This is a genomic window from Pseudomonas sp. GL_103, from assembly GCF_057835175.1.
The window spans coordinates 2,538,075-2,555,677 of the sequence record NZ_CM174420.1; the positions used below are offsets into that span (position 1 = coordinate 2,538,075).

Annotated in this window: 17 protein-coding genes; 7 read left to right on the top strand and 10 right to left on the bottom strand. The window is 61.7% G+C overall.

All coding sequences use genetic code 11. From position 1 onward, the window contains the following. Nucleotides 1-47 precede the first annotated feature (47 nt). Complete coding sequence (locus tag AC3IP0_RS11695) at nt 48-950, top strand: LysR family transcriptional regulator (protein WP_223535990.1); 903 nt, start codon at nt 48-50, stop codon at nt 948-950. Between the two features lie 107 nt (nt 951-1,057). Here AC3IP0_RS11695 and AC3IP0_RS11700 read toward each other — a convergent pair whose 3' ends face one another. From AC3IP0_RS11700 to AC3IP0_RS11710, 3 genes are all read right to left on the bottom strand, one after another. Then, the gene (locus AC3IP0_RS11700) at nt 1,058-2,155 is read right to left on the bottom strand and encodes a DNA alkylation repair protein (RefSeq protein WP_489319345.1); all 1,098 of its coding nucleotides are present in this window, start codon (nt 2,153-2,155) and stop codon (nt 1,058-1,060) included. 160 nt (nt 2,156-2,315) lie between these two features. Next, a complete protein-coding gene (locus AC3IP0_RS11705) occupies nt 2,316-4,124 on the bottom strand; it encodes a monovalent cation:proton antiporter-2 (CPA2) family protein (protein ID WP_489319346.1) in 1,809 nt (602 codons plus the stop codon). Between the two features lie 133 nt (nt 4,125-4,257). After that, a complete protein-coding gene (locus tag AC3IP0_RS11710; protein WP_489319347.1) occupies nt 4,258-5,331 on the bottom strand; it encodes a diguanylate cyclase domain-containing protein in 1,074 nt (357 codons plus the stop codon). A 172-nt stretch (nt 5,332-5,503) separates the two neighbouring features. Between AC3IP0_RS11710 and AC3IP0_RS11715 the strand changes: the two genes are divergently transcribed. The 4 genes from AC3IP0_RS11715 to dmeF all read left to right on the top strand — a co-directional run bounded on the left by AC3IP0_RS11715 (nt 5,504) and on the right by dmeF (nt 7,696). Next, nucleotides 5,504-5,842 (top strand): FKBP-type peptidyl-prolyl cis-trans isomerase, encoded by a 339-nt coding sequence (locus AC3IP0_RS11715; protein ID WP_489319348.1) that lies wholly within the window; start codon nt 5,504-5,506, stop codon nt 5,840-5,842. Nucleotides 5,843-5,863: 21 nt separating this feature from the next. Continuing rightward, on the top strand, nt 5,864-6,343 hold the full coding sequence (locus AC3IP0_RS11720) for an MEKHLA domain-containing protein (RefSeq protein ID WP_489327473.1): 480 nt from the start codon (nt 5,864-5,866) through the stop codon (nt 6,341-6,343). A 128-nt stretch (nt 6,344-6,471) separates the two neighbouring features. Continuing rightward, nucleotides 6,472-6,747 carry a metal/formaldehyde-sensitive transcriptional repressor gene (locus AC3IP0_RS11725; RefSeq protein ID WP_008052742.1) on the top strand — a complete coding sequence of 92 codons (276 nt, stop codon included), beginning with the start codon at nt 6,472-6,474 and terminating at the stop codon, nt 6,745-6,747. Between the two features lie 13 nt (nt 6,748-6,760). Then, on the top strand, nt 6,761-7,696 hold the full coding sequence (dmeF, locus tag AC3IP0_RS11730) for a CDF family Co(II)/Ni(II) efflux transporter DmeF (RefSeq protein ID WP_489319349.1): 936 nt from the start codon (nt 6,761-6,763) through the stop codon (nt 7,694-7,696). Between the two features lie 11 nt (nt 7,697-7,707). On the opposite strand, the gene AC3IP0_RS11735 is transcribed toward dmeF, so the two are convergent. Beyond that, nucleotides 7,708-8,817 (bottom strand): cytochrome P450, encoded by a 1,110-nt coding sequence (locus AC3IP0_RS11735; RefSeq protein WP_489319350.1) that lies wholly within the window; start codon nt 8,815-8,817, stop codon nt 7,708-7,710. Nucleotides 8,818-8,896: 79 nt separating this feature from the next. Between AC3IP0_RS11735 and AC3IP0_RS11740 the strand changes: the two genes are divergently transcribed. Next, nucleotides 8,897-9,658 carry an ArsR/SmtB family transcription factor gene (locus AC3IP0_RS11740; RefSeq protein ID WP_489319351.1) on the top strand — a complete coding sequence of 254 codons (762 nt, stop codon included), beginning with the start codon at nt 8,897-8,899 and terminating at the stop codon, nt 9,656-9,658. Between the two features lie 91 nt (nt 9,659-9,749). Here the strand turns inward: AC3IP0_RS11740 and AC3IP0_RS11745 are convergent, their stop codons facing one another. The 5 genes from AC3IP0_RS11745 to AC3IP0_RS11765 form a co-directional block, all read right to left on the bottom strand. Continuing rightward, nucleotides 9,750-10,769 (bottom strand): branched-chain amino acid aminotransferase, encoded by a 1,020-nt coding sequence (locus tag AC3IP0_RS11745; RefSeq protein WP_046037319.1) that lies wholly within the window; start codon nt 10,767-10,769, stop codon nt 9,750-9,752. Between the two features lie 241 nt (nt 10,770-11,010). Then, on the bottom strand, nt 11,011-12,393 hold the full coding sequence (gene lpdA / locus AC3IP0_RS11750; protein WP_489319352.1) for a dihydrolipoyl dehydrogenase: 1,383 nt from the start codon (nt 12,391-12,393) through the stop codon (nt 11,011-11,013). A gap of 18 nt (nt 12,394-12,411) precedes the next feature. Next, a complete protein-coding gene (locus tag AC3IP0_RS11755) occupies nt 12,412-13,686 on the bottom strand; it encodes a dihydrolipoamide acetyltransferase family protein (RefSeq protein ID WP_489327475.1) in 1,275 nt (424 codons plus the stop codon). Further along, nucleotides 13,687-14,745 carry an alpha-ketoacid dehydrogenase subunit beta gene (locus AC3IP0_RS11760; protein ID WP_015095444.1) on the bottom strand — a complete coding sequence of 353 codons (1,059 nt, stop codon included), beginning with the start codon at nt 14,743-14,745 and terminating at the stop codon, nt 13,687-13,689. It abuts the gene before it with no gap. A gap of 1 nt (nt 14,746) precedes the next feature. Continuing rightward, a complete protein-coding gene (locus tag AC3IP0_RS11765) occupies nt 14,747-15,982 on the bottom strand; it encodes a 3-methyl-2-oxobutanoate dehydrogenase (2-methylpropanoyl-transferring) subunit alpha (protein ID WP_489319354.1) in 1,236 nt (411 codons plus the stop codon). A gap of 185 nt (nt 15,983-16,167) precedes the next feature. Here AC3IP0_RS11765 and bkdR point away from each other — a divergent pair, with 185 nt between their 5' ends. Next, nucleotides 16,168-16,656 (top strand): Bkd operon transcriptional regulator BkdR, encoded by a 489-nt coding sequence (bkdR, locus tag AC3IP0_RS11770; protein WP_007976593.1) that lies wholly within the window; start codon nt 16,168-16,170, stop codon nt 16,654-16,656. An 82-nt stretch (nt 16,657-16,738) separates the two neighbouring features. On the opposite strand, the gene AC3IP0_RS11775 is transcribed toward bkdR, so the two are convergent. Then, nucleotides 16,739-17,602: an MBL fold metallo-hydrolase gene (locus AC3IP0_RS11775; protein WP_489319355.1), complete on the bottom strand. Its 864-nt coding sequence runs from the start codon at nt 17,600-17,602 to the stop codon at nt 16,739-16,741. Between the last annotated feature and the right edge of the window lies 1 nt (nt 17,603).

Consider the following 17,603-nt stretch of genomic DNA (forward strand, 5'->3'; position numbering starts at 1 on the left):
GTGCGTTTTTAAACAGCATCCCGAACGGCAACGAACAAGGACGCTTCATGTTCGACTGGAATGACCTGCGGTTTTTTCTCGAATTGCAGCGCAGCGGGCGTTTGCTCACGGCTGCCCGTCGCCTGAACACCACCCACGCCACCGTGGCACGGCACATCGAGGCCATCGAAAAGAGCCTCGGCACGGCGTTGTTCGTCCAGCATGCCCAGGGTTACGAGATGACCCCGGCAGGCGAGGCGCTGCTTAAACACGCCGAGGCGATGGAGAACGTGGCGCTGCTGGCCCAGGAGGAAATCACCCAGTCCACCGCGCCGCTGGGCAAGATCCGCGTCGGGGTGACGGAAGGACTGGGCATCATGTTCCTCGCCAGTCGCATGAACGGTTTGTTCGAGCGCTATCCGGGGCTGGAGGTGGAACTGGTGGCGGTGCCGCGTTTTGTCAGCATCCTCAACCGCGAGGCGGAAATCAGCATCCACCTCGAGCGCCCGGCCGCCGATATGCTGGTCACCCGCAAACTCACCGACTATCGCCTGGCGCTCTATGCCAGCCAGGACTATCTCGATCGCTCACCGCCGTTGCGCAGTCGCGAGGACCTTGGGCGCCATGCGTGGATCGGCTATGTCGACGACCTGCTGTTCAGTCAGGAACTGATGTTCCTCAACAGCTTCTGCCGCAATCCGCAGGTGGTGTTTCACAGCACCAGCGTGATCGCCCAGCAACAGGCGGCCCGCTCAGGCCTGGGGATCGCGGTGCTGCCGTGTTACATGGCCAGTGCCGATCCCGGTCTGGTGCCATTGCTGCCGGACGAAAGCATCCAGCGCAGCTACTGGATCAGCACCCGCCGGGAGCTGCACAAATCGGTGCGGTTGCGGGTGTTGTGGGATTATGTGGTGGAGTTGTGTGAGCGGGAGCAGGGGTTGTTGCAGGGGGCTGTTTCCCTCGGTGCCTGAGCTGACGCCTTCGCGAGCAAGCCCGCTCCCACAGGGGGGAACGCATTCCAATGTGGGAGCGGGCTTGCTCGCGAAGGCGTCGGTAGATTCACAATTGATCTAATGGTTTAAACGAGAATCTCGAACGCCGTACTGGCCAGCCGTTCACCATTGACCATGATATGTACCGCATGGCGCCCCGCATAATGCCGGCGGGTGGTGAGTTCCTTGATCTGCTGGCCACGGCTGACGGCTTCGACGGCGTTGCCCGGCAGCGTCAGCGCCTTGAGTTTGAACACCTTCGCCGAGGTGCTGCCGTTGGCCTTGACGTAATCGATGGCGTAGTCGATCACCAGGCGCTGGCTGCTTTTTACCGTGGATCTGACGGCAAACGACAGGGTGATCTTTTCTCCCAGGCCAATCACCGGCGGTTCGACTTTCACATCAACGATCTCGACTTCGGGTTTGCCGCCCGCGCCGATGATCGCCAGTGCCCGCTGGTTGCCCTGTTTGATCAGGCTGCGCAGGGCGTGTTTGGCGATCCATGCGGTGTGCCTGTTGTCCAGCGACCAGCCTTCGATCAGGTCCAGTACCCAGTCGGGATGATCCTTGGTGATGTCGTTGAGGTGGTTGGCCACGGACTTGCGCACATACAGACTGGTGTCGGCCTTGAGGTTGTCGAGGATGTTCGCGGCCAGTGTCGGATCGGCCTGAATGGGTTCCAGCCGGAATGACCAGGGCAGGCGTGGCCGGCATCCTTCGCTGGCCAGGCGCCGCACATGCTCGTTGTCATCCAGCGACCAGGCATGCATCAGCTTGAGCGAACGCTCGAGGTCGCTGCGCAGAAAGTGACGGATTGCGAACTCCGAAGAGCCAAAGGCGGTGAAGTACTTCAGCGCGTCCGTCGACTGATCGAATGCATGGGCGCCGTAGCTGGCGACGTAGTGCGGCAGGCACATGCTGACGAAGCCGCTGTTCAGGCGCGGGGCGAGGGCGCGCAGCACCTGCAGTGACGCCTCGTAGTCCAGGGGCAGCACGGCGTGCAGGCATTCGCTGACTCGGGCCATGCGCTGCATGACGCTGAGGTCTGCCAGGCCGGATTGGGCCAGTTTCAGGAAGCGCCTGGCCTCGAATGGAGGATAGACCGCGGTCATTTCGCTGGCGATGTGCTGGAGGCGCTCGGTGTTGAAGATTTCCTTGAGGGCGGGGGCAGGTTGGTCAGTCATGGTGGTTCCTTTGAGCTTGTGGTTATTCCATCACACCGCGTTATCGTTCTTCGCGAGCAAGCCCGCTCCCACAAGGGGTCTCTGCCAGGCTCAATATTTGTGGGCACCTGAGATCCAGTGTGGGAGCGGGCTTGCTCGCGAAGGGGCCCTCAAGTTCATCTCATTTTGTTCCCGCCTGCTCCTGCAGTTGATCCGACTCGAACAACCTGGCCAGTTCGACACGCGCTTCCTGCGCCGTCTGCATCACTTTCACCGCGTCGTCATACACCGCATGCTGGGCTTCAAGCACCTCTTCGTCGTGCTGCTTGAAGCGTTTGATCCGCGCATCCGCCTGGGCTTGGGTCAATCCCAGGCCGATCAGGGTTTGCCGGCTCATTTCCAGGCTCGAATGGAAGGTTTCGCGCACGGCGTGGGCGCCGACGTCCATCAGCCGGTGCACATGCTGGCGGTTACGGGCGCGGGCGATGATTTTCATGTGCGGGTAGAGCTTGCGCACCAGTTCGGCGGTCTTGATGTTGGTGTCCGGGTCGTCGGTGGCGATCACGAAATACTCGGCTTCCCCGACCTTGGCCGCGCTGAGGATTTCCGGGCGCATCGGGTCGCCGTAGAACACCGGCACGCCACCAAAACTGCGGGACAGTTCGATGGTTTCCACCGAGGTGTCGAGGGCCACGAACTTGATGTTCTGTGCGCGCAGAATCCGCGCAACGATCTGGCCCATGCGACCCATGCCGGCGATCACCACCCGTGGCGCGTCGGCATCGATTTCGCGGAACTTCTCCGGCACTTCCACCGGTTGCACCTTTGGGCTGACCAGGCGTGCGCAAAGCAGCAGCAACAGCGGCGTCACGGCCATGGACAGGGTGATGGTCAGCACCAGCAAGTCATACAGTTCGGTGGCGAACAGCCCGTGGTCGCGCCCGATCTTGAACACCACAAAGGCAAATTCACCACCAGCTGCCAACACGATGCCCAGGCGGATCGCACTGACCTTTTTCAAGCCCCCGGCCAGACGACCGACCAGGAACAGCAGCGGCAGTTTGATCGCGATCAGCAGCAGGGTCAGGCCCAGCACCGCCACCGGCATGCTCAGCAACAGGCTCAGGTTCGCGCCCATGCCGACGCTGATGAAAAACAGCCCGAGCAACAGGCCCTTGAACGGTTCGATCTGGGCTTCCAGTTCATGGCGATACTCGGAGTCCGCCAGCAGCAGGCCGGCGAGGAAGGCGCCCAGGGCCATGGAAATTCCGACCAGCTCCATCAGCCATGCCGTGCCGATCACCACCAGCAACGCCGTGGCGGTGGAGACTTCTGGCAGCGCGGTTTTGGTCACCACGCGAAACACCGGTCGCAGCAGATAACGCCCGCCGATCACCACCACGGCGATGCTGGCCAGCACTTGCAGGCCGTGGTTCAGGTTTTCGCTGGCGGTGGTGCTGTGATCGCCACCGGCAAGCAACGGCACCATGGCGATCAAGGGGATCGCGGCGATGTCCTGAAACAACAGGATCGCGAACGCCAGCCGCCCGTGGGGGCTGGTCAGTTCCTTGCGTTCAGCCAGGCTCTGCAGGCCGAACGCCGTGGACGACAGCGCCAGGCCCAGGCCGAGGACGATCGCGGTGTTCAATGGCTGGCCAAACAGCCACAACGCCACCACGCCAATCACCGTGCCAGTGAGCAACACTTGCGCCAGACCCACGCCGAACACGGACTTGCGCATCACCCACAGGCGTCGCGGTGACAGCTCCAGGCCGATGATGAACAACAGCAACACCACGCCGAGTTCGGAAATGTTCGCGACGCTTTGCGGATTGTCGATCAGGCCCAGCACCGACGGGCCGATGATCACCCCGGCAAACAGGTAGCCCAGCACCGCCCCCAGTTGCAGGCGCTTGGCCAAGGGAACGATGAGCACGGCCGCCATCAGAAATACGACAGCGGCTTGTAGCAGGTTGCCTTCATGGGGCATGGGTGAAACTCCAGAACTCGACACAGCGGGGGCGTCAAGGATAAAGGCTGGGCTCGCCGAAGATCTACCGTGGGCTGTCAGTTAGATCTTTACAGTTGGGCCGCCGCCTTCGCGAGCAGGCTCTGACGAAGTGCTACTGGCTATGTGCCCGCACCACGCTCTCGGTGCCCAGACGATACTGATTGTTGCCGCTGCGCTTGGCCTCATACATCGCCAGGTCGGCAATGTGCAGCAAGCGGTCGATGCTCGGCGCATGATCGGGGAACACGGCGACGCCGAGGCTGGTGCCGATGTGGCGCTGGTCGTTGCCGATGGTGACGGGCGGGGAGAGTTCGACGAAGATTTTCTGGCAGATGGTGCGCGCTTCGTCTTGCAGGCTTTTGCCTTGGGGCAGGTCCTGGAGGATGACCACGAATTCGTCGCCGCCGATCCGGGCGACGGTGTCGGTGCCGCGCAGAATACGCTTGAGCCGTGTGGCGGTCGTGACCAGCACACGGTCGCCGGCCGCATGACCATAGCGGTCGTTGATGGCCTTGAAGCCATTGAGATCGACAAACACCAGCGCCACCCGCGTGGCGCCGGTGCGCGCCTGCTCCAGCGCTTCGGACAGGCGCTCTTCGAGCACGAGGCGATTGGGCAGGCCGGTCAACGGGTCGTAATGGGCCAGATGCTTGAGGTAGTTGGCCGAGGCCTTTTCTTCGGTGATGTCGCGAACCACGCCCATCATCTTGACCGTTTCGTCGTGGTCATTCTTGACCACGTTGCCGGTTTCCCGCAGCCAGCGGATCGTTCCGTCGGGCCAGACCACGCGGTATTCCTCGTCATGGTTTTCACCGGTTTCCAGGCAACGCAGTTCGCCGGCCCGAACCCTGGGCCGATCATCCGGATGCACGCAGGAGCAGAACAGGGCGTAAGAGGGCGTCACTTCGCCGATCTTGAAGCCGAACATGCCGAAAATGGCATCTGACCAGTACAACCGGTCGGTGTCGACATCCCAATCCCAGGTGCCGATACGAGCGAAATACTGGCTGCGTTTGAAACGCTCGGCGTCGCCATCCTGGTGGATGCTCTGGCTTTCGGACAGGTTGTTGATGACCGCGCGATATTCCGCCAGTCGCTTTTGCAGCGAGCGTTCGCGCCAGGCCAGCGCGACGATCAGGCTGAGCGTCGTTGAACCAAGGATGAGGCTGGTCCAGAGCAGGATCATTCGGGGATGGCCATCAGGGCGGTGAACCGTACGGGTAATTGTTGATTATTTTAGTTCAGCAAACAGCTTTAAACGTCGCGCGGGAGGTGGCAATGGTTGCCAATCGAGGGCAAATCTGGGAAAACGGCGCCCGTCAGGCCCTTGAGGGCGAGTGAGCATACGAGTGAAATCAATGAATGACGAGCTTCAAGTAATCGATCTTCAGCCGGGTGACGGAAAAGCCGCCGTAAAAGGCGCACTGATCACCACCCAGTACCGTGGCTGGCTGGAGGACGGCAGCGAATTCGACTCTTCCTACAGCCGAGGCAAACCCTTCCAGTGCGTGATCGGCACCGGGCGGGTCATCAAGGGCTGGGACCAGGGCATCATCGGCATGCAGGTCGGTGGCAAGCGCAAGTTGTTGGTGCCGGCGCACCTGGCCTATGGCGAACGCACCATGGGCAAGATCACGCCGAATTCGAACCTGATCTTCGAAATTGAATTGCTGGAAGTGCTGACGCGGGATGATTGACCGCGATTGCCCGGGAGACCCATGTCGCCAATCAACGAATACGCCACGGCCATCGAACTACTGGACGAGTCTTATCGGCACTGGACCGGTGAACACCTGCCAGCACCGAGGTCGCTGACCGGGCTTGAACGCCTGCACTGGCTGCACGCCCACGCGCCTTACAGTCTGCTGGCCCACGGCACTGAAGACGACCCTCTGTTCTTCTACGCCAATGAACAGGCGCTGGCCTGCTTCAAGTACCCGCGCCCGGAGTTTCTGGGCATGCCGTCACGGTTCAGCGCCTCGCCACTGGATCGCGCCGTGCGCCAGACCCTGCTGGAGCAGGTCACGGCCCATGGCATTGCTCACGGTTACAGTGGCTATCGGGTGGATCGGCAGAGTAATGCCTTCATGATTCATGAAGGCAAGGTGTGGACGCTCATCGATCAACACGGTGTGCGGGTGGGGCAGGCGGCGTTGTTCTGGCCGGATGCAGAGCGGGTCGGGCAGTTGGGGAGTTGAGCCCAGACCTTTAGCGGTCGACTGGCTGACGAAAACCGATGTCAGGCTGACCTGTCATCGGGGTGTGCCTTGCCAGGCTCCGCTCTATCGGCGAACATACGCACTATATAGGGGTAGGGGGTATAGGTATGTCGCACATTCACGAACACAAGGATGACTTGATCAAGCGGGTCAGACGGATTGCCGGACAGGTGGAAGCGGTAGAGCGAGCGCTTGAGTCCGACGCCGATTGTGCCAAGACCCTGCATCTGGTCGCCGCCATCCGGGGCGCGGTCAATGGTCTGCTGGAGCAGTTCATCGACGCCCATGCCCGCGAGCACGTGGCCCATCCGGACTTGAGCGATGAGGATCGCGCCCAGGGCGTGGAAGACTTGTTGCTGGCCATCCGTCGTTATGCCAAGTAGAGGCCTGAATCCCATGAAACAGACACCCCAGGCTTCGCGTTTTGCCCACGACCATGTGTTTCTCGGCGCATCCCATGATGAAAACGCCCGACGCACCTTATGGGTGGTGGCGCTGACGTTTGTGATGATGATTGGCGAAATTGCCGCCGGTTACATCACCGGTTCCATGGCGCTGCTGGCCGATGGTTTTCACATGGCCACCCATGCCGGGGCCTTGGGCATCGCGGCGGCGGCCTATGGATTCGCCCGGCGCAATGCCAACAACGCACGTTACAGCTTCGGCACCGGCAAGGTCGGGGATCTCGCGGGTTTTGCCTCGGCCATGGTGCTGGGGCTGGTGGCGATCGGCATTGCCGCTGAATCCGTCTTTCGCCTGTTTCAGCCCACGACCGTGGCATTCACCGAAGCGACGGTGATTGCGGTGGTGGGGCTAGCGGTGAACATCGCCAGTGCCTTTTTGCTGGCGGGCGACCACGGTCATCATGGTCACGATCACGGACATAGCCATGACCACGGCCATCATCATCACCATCACGACAACAACCTGCGCTCGGCCTATGTCCATGTGCTGGCCGACGCCTTGACCTCGGTGCTGGCGATTGCCGCATTGCTGGCCGGGCGCTATTTGGGGTGGGTGTGGCTGGACCCGGTGATGGGCATCGTGGGCGCCATCGTGATCGCGAAATGGGCCGTTGGATTGATGCGTGACAGCGCTGCGGTGTTGCTCGATGTCACGGATACACAGGTTGCCGATGAAATTCGTGAACTGCTGGAGTCATCGGACGATGTGCGCATCAGCGATCTGCATGTCTGGCAGGTCGGCCCCCAGGCGCGGGCCGCGATTGTCAGTGTGGTGGCGGCGGCCAATGTCAGTGCCGACGCCATTCGCGAACGACTGGCGCCGGTCCATGAGTTGTCTCACCTGACCGTCGAATACCGTACGGCTTGAGCGGTTTTCGCTCAGTTTCGGAACAGCGGAATCCGTCCATTCGTGGATGGGCGGTATTGCCATTCCAACTGCTCCAGTGCCGGCTTCATCGCCAGATACTGCTTTAGCGTAGCGCCTGCAATGCTCAACGCCAGGCGTTGCCCCGGACATTGATGGCGCCCTGCACCGAAGGTGAAGCTGCGCCGGTTCGGGCGGTCGAGCAGGAATGCATCGGGGTTGTCGTTGAGCTGCGGGTCGCGACTGGCTGAGGCCAGCAGCACCAGGATCATGTCGGTGGCGTTCAGCCTCACGCCGTCAATCTCGCAGGGGGCGGCGACGAAGCGACGGGTGTTTTGTACCGGTGGGTCGAAGCGCTGCACTTCGGCCAGCAGGTCTTCGACAGGGGTTGATTCGCTGCGCAACGACGGGTGTTGAATCAAAGCCAGCACGGCGTTGCCGATCAGCCCGGCAGTGGCCTCGAAGGTCTGGGAGAACAGGCCGATCAGGTTGGCGATCAGGGTTTGCGGCGCGCCGGATGCGAAACGTTGGCGGATGCCTGCCAGCAAAGGGCTGTGGTTGTGCGGATCGTCGAGCAATTCGATGGAGTAACCGCTCAAGTGTTCGGCGGCAGCGTGGGCGGCGGTCAATTGTGCCGCGTCACTCAAGGGCGACAGGCAGGCGACGAAGTCCGCCGTCAGCTCGCTGATGGCGCGGCCCTGGGCCGGGGTGAACCCCAGCAACGCCGCCACCACGCACACCGGCCCACGAAACATGGCGTTGTACAGGCCAGCGGCATCCGCGGTGATCAATCGGGCGCTGACCAGGGCTTCGATTTCCCACGCATCGATCAACTCCAGCCCCGGTGCAATCGCCGACCGTGGGCAACGCTGGCGTTCACCTTCATTCATGCGCATCAATTGGCCGAACACCTGGCCGGCCATGCCGTCGGCGATCGCCTTGGGGACTGGCTCCTGCGCGGGGCGCACGTGGCAATCGGGATGCGCCAGCACGGCGGCCACCGCCCGGGCGCTGCTGGCCACCCACATGTTGAGCTCCGGATGGAAAGCCAGTCCACCTTTGGCACGTAGTTGTGCGTAGTAGGGATAGGGATCGGCATGGGTCGCAGCGATGATCGGGTCCATGGGTCACAGCCTTTTGTTGTTGGAAAGTGTTGCTACTATCTCCAGTCCGAAAGGGCATTGATTCGTCCGGGAGCGAAATATGAGCGCAGAACAACACGACATCGGCGTCTCGCAGGTGGCGGCAGCCATCGCCGAGCCTGCGCGGACGAAAATCCTCTGTTCGCTGATGGACGGCCACGCCCGCACCAGCACCGAACTGGCGGCGGTGGCCGAAGTCAGCGCGTCGACCGCCAGCGCCCACCTGGCCAAACTCAAGGAGTTGGCGCTGGTGCGGCTGCACGTCCAGGGACGTCACCGCTATTACAGCCTGGCGGACAAACGCGTGGCCCAGGCCCTGGAGGCACTGATGGTGATCGGCCAGAACACCGCGCCGGGCTTCCAGGCGCGGACCCCGGATCGCCTGCAATTTGCCCGAACCTGCTATGACCACATGGCGGGAACCCTGGCCGTGCTGTTGCATGACCGGATGCTTGAAGCGGGCTGGCTTGAGGAAACCGACGAACAGGCCTATCGCTTGAGCGACAGTGGTACGGCAATGTTTCAAGGGCTCGGGATCGAGGTAAAGGACTTGAGCACCTTGCGCCGCCGTTTTGCCTGCCCGTGCCTGGACTGGAGCATGCGCCGGCCACATCTGGGCGGGTCGCTGGGCGCGGCGTTGCTGCAAACGGCGCTCAAGCGCAAGTGGGTGACCCAGAATCTGGACAGTCGGGCGTTGGCGTTGACGGGGTTGGGGCGCAAGGAGATAGCGGGGCGGTTTGGGGTTGAGTTGCCCATTGAGCGTGATGGCAAAAGATCGCAGCCTTCGGCAGCTCCTACGAGGGTTGGGGGGCAGCCATTGTAGGCGCCGCCGCAGGCTGCGATCTTTTCATTCGGCCATGAAAAAGCCCCCTATCGGTTACCCGATGGGGGGCTTTTGTACGTCTGGCGTCAGGTCAAACCTTGACGATCCAGCCCGCTGGCGCTTCGATGTCGCCGGTTTGCACGCCGGTCAGCTCTTTGTAGAGCTTCTGGGTGATCGGGCCGACTTCGGTTTCGCTGTGGAACACGTGCAGGTGGTCGTTGTAGTTGATGCCGCCAATCGGCGTGATCACTGCAGCGGTACCGCAAGCACCGGCTTCCTTGAAGTCGGAGAGCTTGTCGATGAACACGTCGCCTTCGACCACATCCAGACCCAGGCGGGACCTGGCCAGCTCGATCAGCGACAGACGGGTGATACCCGGCAGGACCGATGGCGAGTTCGGGGTCACGAACTTGTTGTCGTGGGTGATCCCGAAGAAGTTGGCCGAACCGACTTCCTCGATCTTGGTGTGGGTCAGCGGATCCAGGTAGATGCAGTCGGCGAAATGCGCCTTCTTGGCCTGGGAGCCCGGCATCAGGCTGGCGGCGTAGTTGCCACCGACCTTGGCGGCACCGGTACCTTGTGGCGCGGCGCGGTCGTAGCTGGAGATCAGGAAGTTGTGCGGGGTCAGGCCGCCCTTGAAGTAGGCGCCAACCGGGATGCAGAAGATCGAGAAGATGAACTCGGGGGCAGTACGCACGCCGATGTTGTCACCCACGCCGATCACGAACGGACGCAGGTACAGCGCGCCGCCGGTGCCGTACGGCGGAATGAAACGCTCGTTGGCACGGACCACTTCCTTGCAGGCTTCGATGAACTGCTCGGTTTCCACCTGCGGCATCAGCAGGCGGGCGCAGCTGCGCTGCATGCGCAGGGCGTTCTGGTCCGGGCGGAACAGGTTGATCGAGCCGTCCTTGCAACGATAGGCCTTCATGCCTTCGAAGCATTGCTGGCCATAGTGAAGGGCAGTGGAGCCTTCGCTGATGTGCAGCACGTTATCTTCGGTCAGGGTGCCTTTGTCCCACTCGCCGTTGCGAAAGTACGACAGATAGCGCTTGTCGGTCTTGATGTAGTCAAAACCCAGCTTGTCCCAATTGATGCTTTCGTTACCCATGACACCCTCTATCACTGAACAACCGTCGAAACGGTTCAAGGCTTCTGACGTTTTTTGGATGGGGACAACAATACTTCATTCTTGGGCTAAATCGCAGCCCAGACGATAGGGGGAGAAGCAGATTTATTAGCCTGCTTATTAAACATCCCGGTTCTTCGTCGAAAAGATCGCAGCCTGCGGCAGCTCCTACGGGATCGGCGGCCACCTGTAGGAGCTGCCGCAGGCTGCGATCTTTTGATCTTTACAGATGCAACGCATGCCCCAGCGCGCGCAAGGCGGCTTCCTGCACCGCCTCACCCAGGGTCGGGTGCGCATGGATGGTGCCGCCGATGTCTTCCAGCCGCGCGCCCATTTCCAGGCTTTGCGCGAACGCGGTCGACAACTCCGACACCCCAACGCCCACCGCCTGCCAGCCGACAATCACATGATTGTCCCGACGGGCGACCACCCGCACGAAGCCGCTTTTTGACTCCAGGGTCATCGCCCGGCCATTGGCGGCGAACGGGAAGCTCGACACGATGCAGTCCAGACCTGCGGCGTTGGCCTCGTCCGGGGTCTTGCCGACCACCACCAGTTCCGGGTCGGTGAAGCACACGGCGGCGATGGCGGTCGGGTTGAACTCGCGGGATTTACCGCTGATCAGTTCGGCGACCATTTCGCCCTGGGCCATGGCCCGGTGCGCCAGCATCGGTTCGCCGCTCAGGTCACCGATGGCATACACGTTGCGCATGCTGGTCTGGCAGCGGTGGTCGATCTTGATCGACGAACCGTTCATGTCCAGGTTCAGCGCTTCGAGGTTCCAGCCCTGGGTGTTCGGCTTGCGACCGACGGCCACCAGCACCTGATCGGTTTCCAGGTTCAGGGTCGCGCCGTTCGGGGCCAACACTTGCAGAGTATTTTCTTTTGAATCAAAGCCTTGCACGCTGTGTTTCAAGTAAAGCTTCACGCCGAGTTTTCTCAGTTCGTCGTGCACAGGCTGGGTCAGTTCGGCGTCGTAGGCCGGCAGGATGCGTTCCTGCGCTTCCACCACGCTGACCTCGGCGCCGAGCTTGCGATAGGCAATGCCCAGCTCCAGACCGATGTAACCACCGCCGACCACGATCAAGCGCTTGGGCACGGATGTCGGCGCCAGGGCTTCGGTGGACGAGATGATCGGCCCGCCAATCGGCAACATCGGCAGGTTCACGCTTTTCGAACCGGTGGCCAGCACCAGGTGCTCGCACTGGATGCGTGTGTCACCGACATCCACGGTTTTTCCGTCAACCACGTTGGCCCAGCCTTGAACGACCTGGACCTTGTTCTTTTTCAGCAGTGCCGCAACGCCGGTGGTCAGGCGATCGACGATGCCGTCTTTCCATTCGACGCTCTTGGTGATGTCGAGGGTCGGCGCCGAAACGCTGATGCCCAGGGCCGAAAGCTGATGGTGGTGCTGTGTCTGATGAAACTGCTCGGCGACGTGAATCAGTGCCTTGGACGGAATGCAGCCGATGTTCAGGCAGGTGCCGCCCAACGATTGGCCTTCCACCAGGATGGTCGGGATGCCCAGCTGGCCGGCACGGATCGCCGTCACATAGCCGCCGGGGCCGCCGCCGATGATCAGCAGAGTGGTGTTCAAAGTTTGCATGGTGCTCTCCAACAAAAATCAGTCCACAAACAAGGTAGCGGGTTGTTCGAGCAAGCCACGGATGGCCTGGATGAATAGCGCCGCATCCATGCCGTCGACCACGCGGTGATCGAAGGAGCTGGAGAGGTTCATCATCTTGCGGATCACGATCTGGCCTTTGATCACCATTGGCCGTTCGACGATCTTGTTCACGCCGACAATCGCCACTTCCGGCAGGTTCAGCACCGGCGTGCTGACGATGCCGCCCAACGCGCCGAGGCTGGTCAGGGTGATGCTCGAGCCGGACAACTCGTCGCGGCTGGCCTTGCCATTGCGCGCGGCGTTGGCCAGACGAGCGATTTCCGTTGCGCTGTCCCACAGGCTACGGGCTTCGGCGTGACGCACCACCGGCACCATCAGGCCAACGTCGCTCTGGGTCGCGACGCCCACATGCACCGCGCCGAGGCGGGTGATGACCTGGGCTTCGTCGTCGTAGCGGGCGTTCATTTGCGGGAAGTCGCGCAGGGCGACGACCATGGCGCGGACCAGGAACGGCAGCAAAGTCAGCTTGCCGCGGGTCGCGCCGTGTTTTTCGTTAAGATGCGCGCGCAGTTCTTCCACGGCGGTGACGTCGATTTCTTCGACATAACTGAAGTGGGCAGCACGCTGGGTGGCGTCCTGCATGCGCTGGGCGATCTTGCGGCGCATGCCGATGACCGGGATCTGCTGTTCATCGGTACGTTGGGCGTAAGCAGCCGCCACCGGTGCCGAAGCGTTCGACTGACCCTGGGCCAGGTAGGCGTCGAGGTCTTCATGCAGTACGCGACCGGCGGGGCCGGTGCCACGCACGAGGCGCAATTGAATGCCGAGGTCCAGTGCATGCTTGCGCACGGCCGGAGAGGCCAACGGACGCTCATCGGCCTGGCGAGCAACCATCGGGCCCTGGCATACGGCAACTTTTGGCGCCGGGGTAGCGACCGGTTTGCTTTCAACCACAGCTTCAACTTTAGGTGCGGCCACCGGGGCTTCTTTAACGGGAGCCGGTTGTGCCGACTCCTTAACGTTGCCCGCGCCTTCGACTTCAATGCTGATCAGCACACTGCCAACCGCCATGACTTCGCCCGGCTGGCCACCGAGGGCAATGACCTTGCCATGCACCGGCGACGGAATATCGACCATCGCCTTGTCGGTCATGACATCGGCCAGTACCTGATCTTCGACGACCATGTCGCCGACCTTGACGTGCCATACCGACAATTCAACTTCTGCAATGCCTTCACCAATGTCCGGCATTTTAATGACGTGCGTGCCCATTCAGACCTCCATGACCCGTTTCAACGCCGCGCCCACTCGGGACGGGCCTGGGAAATACGCCCACTCTTGCGCGTGCGGGTAAGGGGTGTCCCAACCGGTGACGCGTTCGATCGGCGCTTCCAGGTGGTGGAAGCAATGCTCTTGCACCAGCGACACCAGTTCGGCACCGAAACCGCAGGTGCGGGTGGCTTCGTGCACCACCACGCAACGGCCGGTCTTTTTCACCGATTTGACGATGGTTTCCAGGTCCAGCGGCCACAGGCTGCGCAGGTCGATGACTTCGGCGTCGACGCCGCTTTCTTCAGCAGCGACTTGCGACACGTACACGGTGGTGCCGTAGGTCAGCACGGTGACGTCCTTGCCCGGACGGGTGATGGCGGCGACATCCAGCGGCACGGTGTAGTAACCGTCTGGCACTTGCGCGGCGGGGTGCTTCGACCACGGGGTTACCGGGCGGTCGTGGTGGCCGTCGAACGGGCCGTTGTACAGGCGTTTTGGCTCGAGGAAGATCACCGGGTCATCGTTTTCGATGGAGGCAATCAACAGGCCTTTGGCGTCGTACGGGTTGGACGGCATCACCGTGCGCAAACCGCAGACCTGAGTGAACATCGCCTCGATGCTCTGGCTGTGGGTCTGGCCGCCGTAGATGCCGCCGCCACATGGCATGCGCAGAGTCATCGGTGCGGTGAACTCGCCAGCCGAGCGGTAGCGCAGGCGGGCGGCTTCGGAAATGATCTGGTCCGAGGCCGGGTACACGTAGTCGGCGAACTGGATTTCAGCTACCGGACGCAGACCGTAGGCGCCCATGCCGACGGCGACACCTACGATGCCGCTTTCGGAGATCGGCGCGTCGAACACCCGGGAGGTGCCGTACTTGTTCTGCAGGCCTTCGGTGCAGCGGAACACGCCGCCGAAGTAGCCCACGTCCTGGCCGAAGACCACGACGTTGTCATCACGCTCAAGCATCACATCCATGGCCGAGCGCAGGGCCTGGATCATGGTCATGGTGGTCGTGGTCATGGCGGTTTCCAGCTCGATATTGTTGTTGTGATCGTTCATGTCAGATCCCCAACTCTTGGCGCTGGCGCTTCAAGTGCTCCGGCATCTCTTTGTAGACGTCTTCGAACATGGTCGCGGCGCTCGGAATCTGGCCGCCGGCGAGGGTGCCGTACTGTTCGGCTTCTTTCTGTGCTGCGATCACTTCGGCTTCGAGCTCGGCGCTGACGGCGGCGTGCTCCTCTTCGGACCAGTGACCGGTCTTGATCAGGTGCTGTTTGAGGCGCGCAATCGGATCACCCAGCGGGAAGTGGCTCCAGTCATCGGCGGGACGGTATTTGGACGGGTCATCGGAGGTCGAGTGCGGGCCGGCGCGGTAGGTGACCCATTCGATCATGGTTGGGCCGAGGCCGCGGCGGGCGCGTTCGGCGGCCCAGGCAGAGGCGGCGTAGACCGCGTAGAAATCGTTGCCATCGACCCGCAGGGAGGCAATGCCGCAACCGACGCCACGACCGGCGAAGGTGGTGGCTTCACCACCGGCAATCGCCTGGAAGGTGGAGATCGCCCACTGGTTGTTGACCACGTTGAGGATCACCGGCGCGCGGTACACGTGGGCGAAGGTCAGGGCGGTGTGGAAGTCCGACTCGGCGGTGGCGCCGTCGCCGATCCAGGCCGAGGCGATTTTGGTGTCGCCCTTGATCGCCGAGGCCATGCCCCAGCCCACGGCTTGCACGAACTGGGTGGCGAGGTTGCCGGAGATGGTGAAGAAACCGGACTCCTTGACCGAGTACATGATTGGCAACTGACGTCCCTTGAGCGGATCGCGCTCGTTGGACAGCAGCTGGCAGATCAGGCCGACCAGCGGCACGTCGCGGGCCATCAGGATGCTTTGCTGACGGTAGGTCGGGAAACACATGTCGTCGATGTTCAGGGCCAGGGCCTGGGCGCTGCCAATGGCTTCTTCGCCAAGGCTCTGCATATAGAACGACATCTTTTTCTGACGCTGGGCGACCACCATGCGGTTGTCGTAGATGCGGGTCTTGAGCATGGCGCGCATGCCCTTGCGCAGGATCTCGCTAGAGACGCCTTCGGCCCATGGACCGAGGGCATTACCCTGGTCGTCGAGCACGCGAATCAGGCCACGGGCCAGGTCAGCCGTGTCAGCCGGTTCAACGTCGATTTGGGGTTTGCGCACCGTGCCGGCATCGGTCAGATGCAGGTAGGAGAAGTCGGTTTTACAGCCGGGACGGCCCGAGGGTTCGGGGACGTGCAGGCGCAGCGGTTCATACGCTTGGGTCATGGCTTCTACGCTCGATCTTGTGAATTTCTTGTAGTGAGCTGACAGATTTCGTTCGGTAGAAGAAATCTTGTCCTACAACAATCATAGGCCCGCCCAAGAAGAATATTTCTCTCTGTTTCGTTGCGCTGAAGATCATTTGCAGATAAAAAACCTGCATAAACATAAAAAACAGGTGGTTTTGTCTCATGCGCAAACTGGACCGTACCGACATCGGCATTCTCAACAGCCTTCAGGAGAATGCGCGCATCACCAACGCTGACCTGGCGCGTTCGGTGAACCTGTCGCCGACGCCGTGTTTCAACCGGGTCAAGGCCATGGAAGAACTGGGGGTGATTCGCGAGCAAGTGACGCTGCTCGATGCCGACCTGCTGGGGCTGCATGTGAACGTGTTCATTCACGTCAGCCTGGAGAAGCAGGTGGAGGAGGCGTTGCAGCATTTCGAAGAGGCGATTTCCGATCGCCCCGAAGTGATGGAGTGCTACCTGATGGCCGGCGACCCGGACTATCTGATCCGGGTGCTGGTGCCGACCATCCAGTCGCTGGAGCGCTTCATGATGGACTTTCTGACCAAGGTGCCGGGGGTGGCGAACATCCGTTCGAGCTTTGCGCTCAAGCAGGTGCGATACAAGACCGCGCTGCCGTTGCCGGCCAATGGGTTGACCCTGGGTAATTGAAGGTCAAAAGATCGCAGCCTTCGGCAGCTCCTACGGGTTCTACGTGTACCTGTAGGAGCTGCCGAAGGCTGCGATCTTTGCTTTAGAGCTTGTTGATCGGGATTTTCAGGTAGGTCACGCCGTTGTTCTCGGCCGGCGGCAAATTCCCCGCCCGCACATTCACCTGGATCGCCGGCAGCAACAGTGTCGGCATCCCCAACCCTGCATCGCGCCGGGTGCGCATTTCCACGAAGGCGTTTTCGTCGATACCGTCGCGTACGTGAATGTTGTGTTTGCGCTGTTCACCGACGGTGGTCATGCATTCGGACGCGCGTCCCTCGGGCGGGTAGTCGTGGCAGACGTACAGGCGCACGCTGGCGGGGAAGGCCAGCAGTTTCTGGATCGAGGCAAACATCTGGTTGGCATTGCCACCGGGGAAGTCACAACGGGCAGAGCCGACATCGGGCATGAACATCGTATCGCCCACCAGAATCACATCTGCGTCGATCAGGTAGGCCATGTCCGCCGGGGTATGGCCGGGCACGTGCAGGGCGGTCGCCTTGAGGTTGCCGATCATGAACGATTCGTCGGGGGCGAACAGGTGATCGAACTGGGAACCGTCGACGCGAAAGGAAGGCTCCAGATTGAACAGCGCCTTGAACACGTCCTGGACCTTGCTGATCGACTCGCCAATGGCGATTTTGCCGCCAAGCACCCCGCGCAGATACGGCGCGGCGGACAGGTGATCGGCATGGGCGTGGGTTTCCAGCAACCATTGCACTTGCAAGTGACGGGCGCGGACGAAGGCGATGATCCTGTCGGCCTGGGTGGTCGCGGTACGCCCGGCGGCACCGTCGTAATCGAGTACAGGGTCGACAATCGCACACTGCCCGCCGTCAGCCTCGTAGACCACGTAGCTGTAGGTCGAGGAGGCGGGGTCGAGGAAAGCTTCAATCAGCGCGGGCATG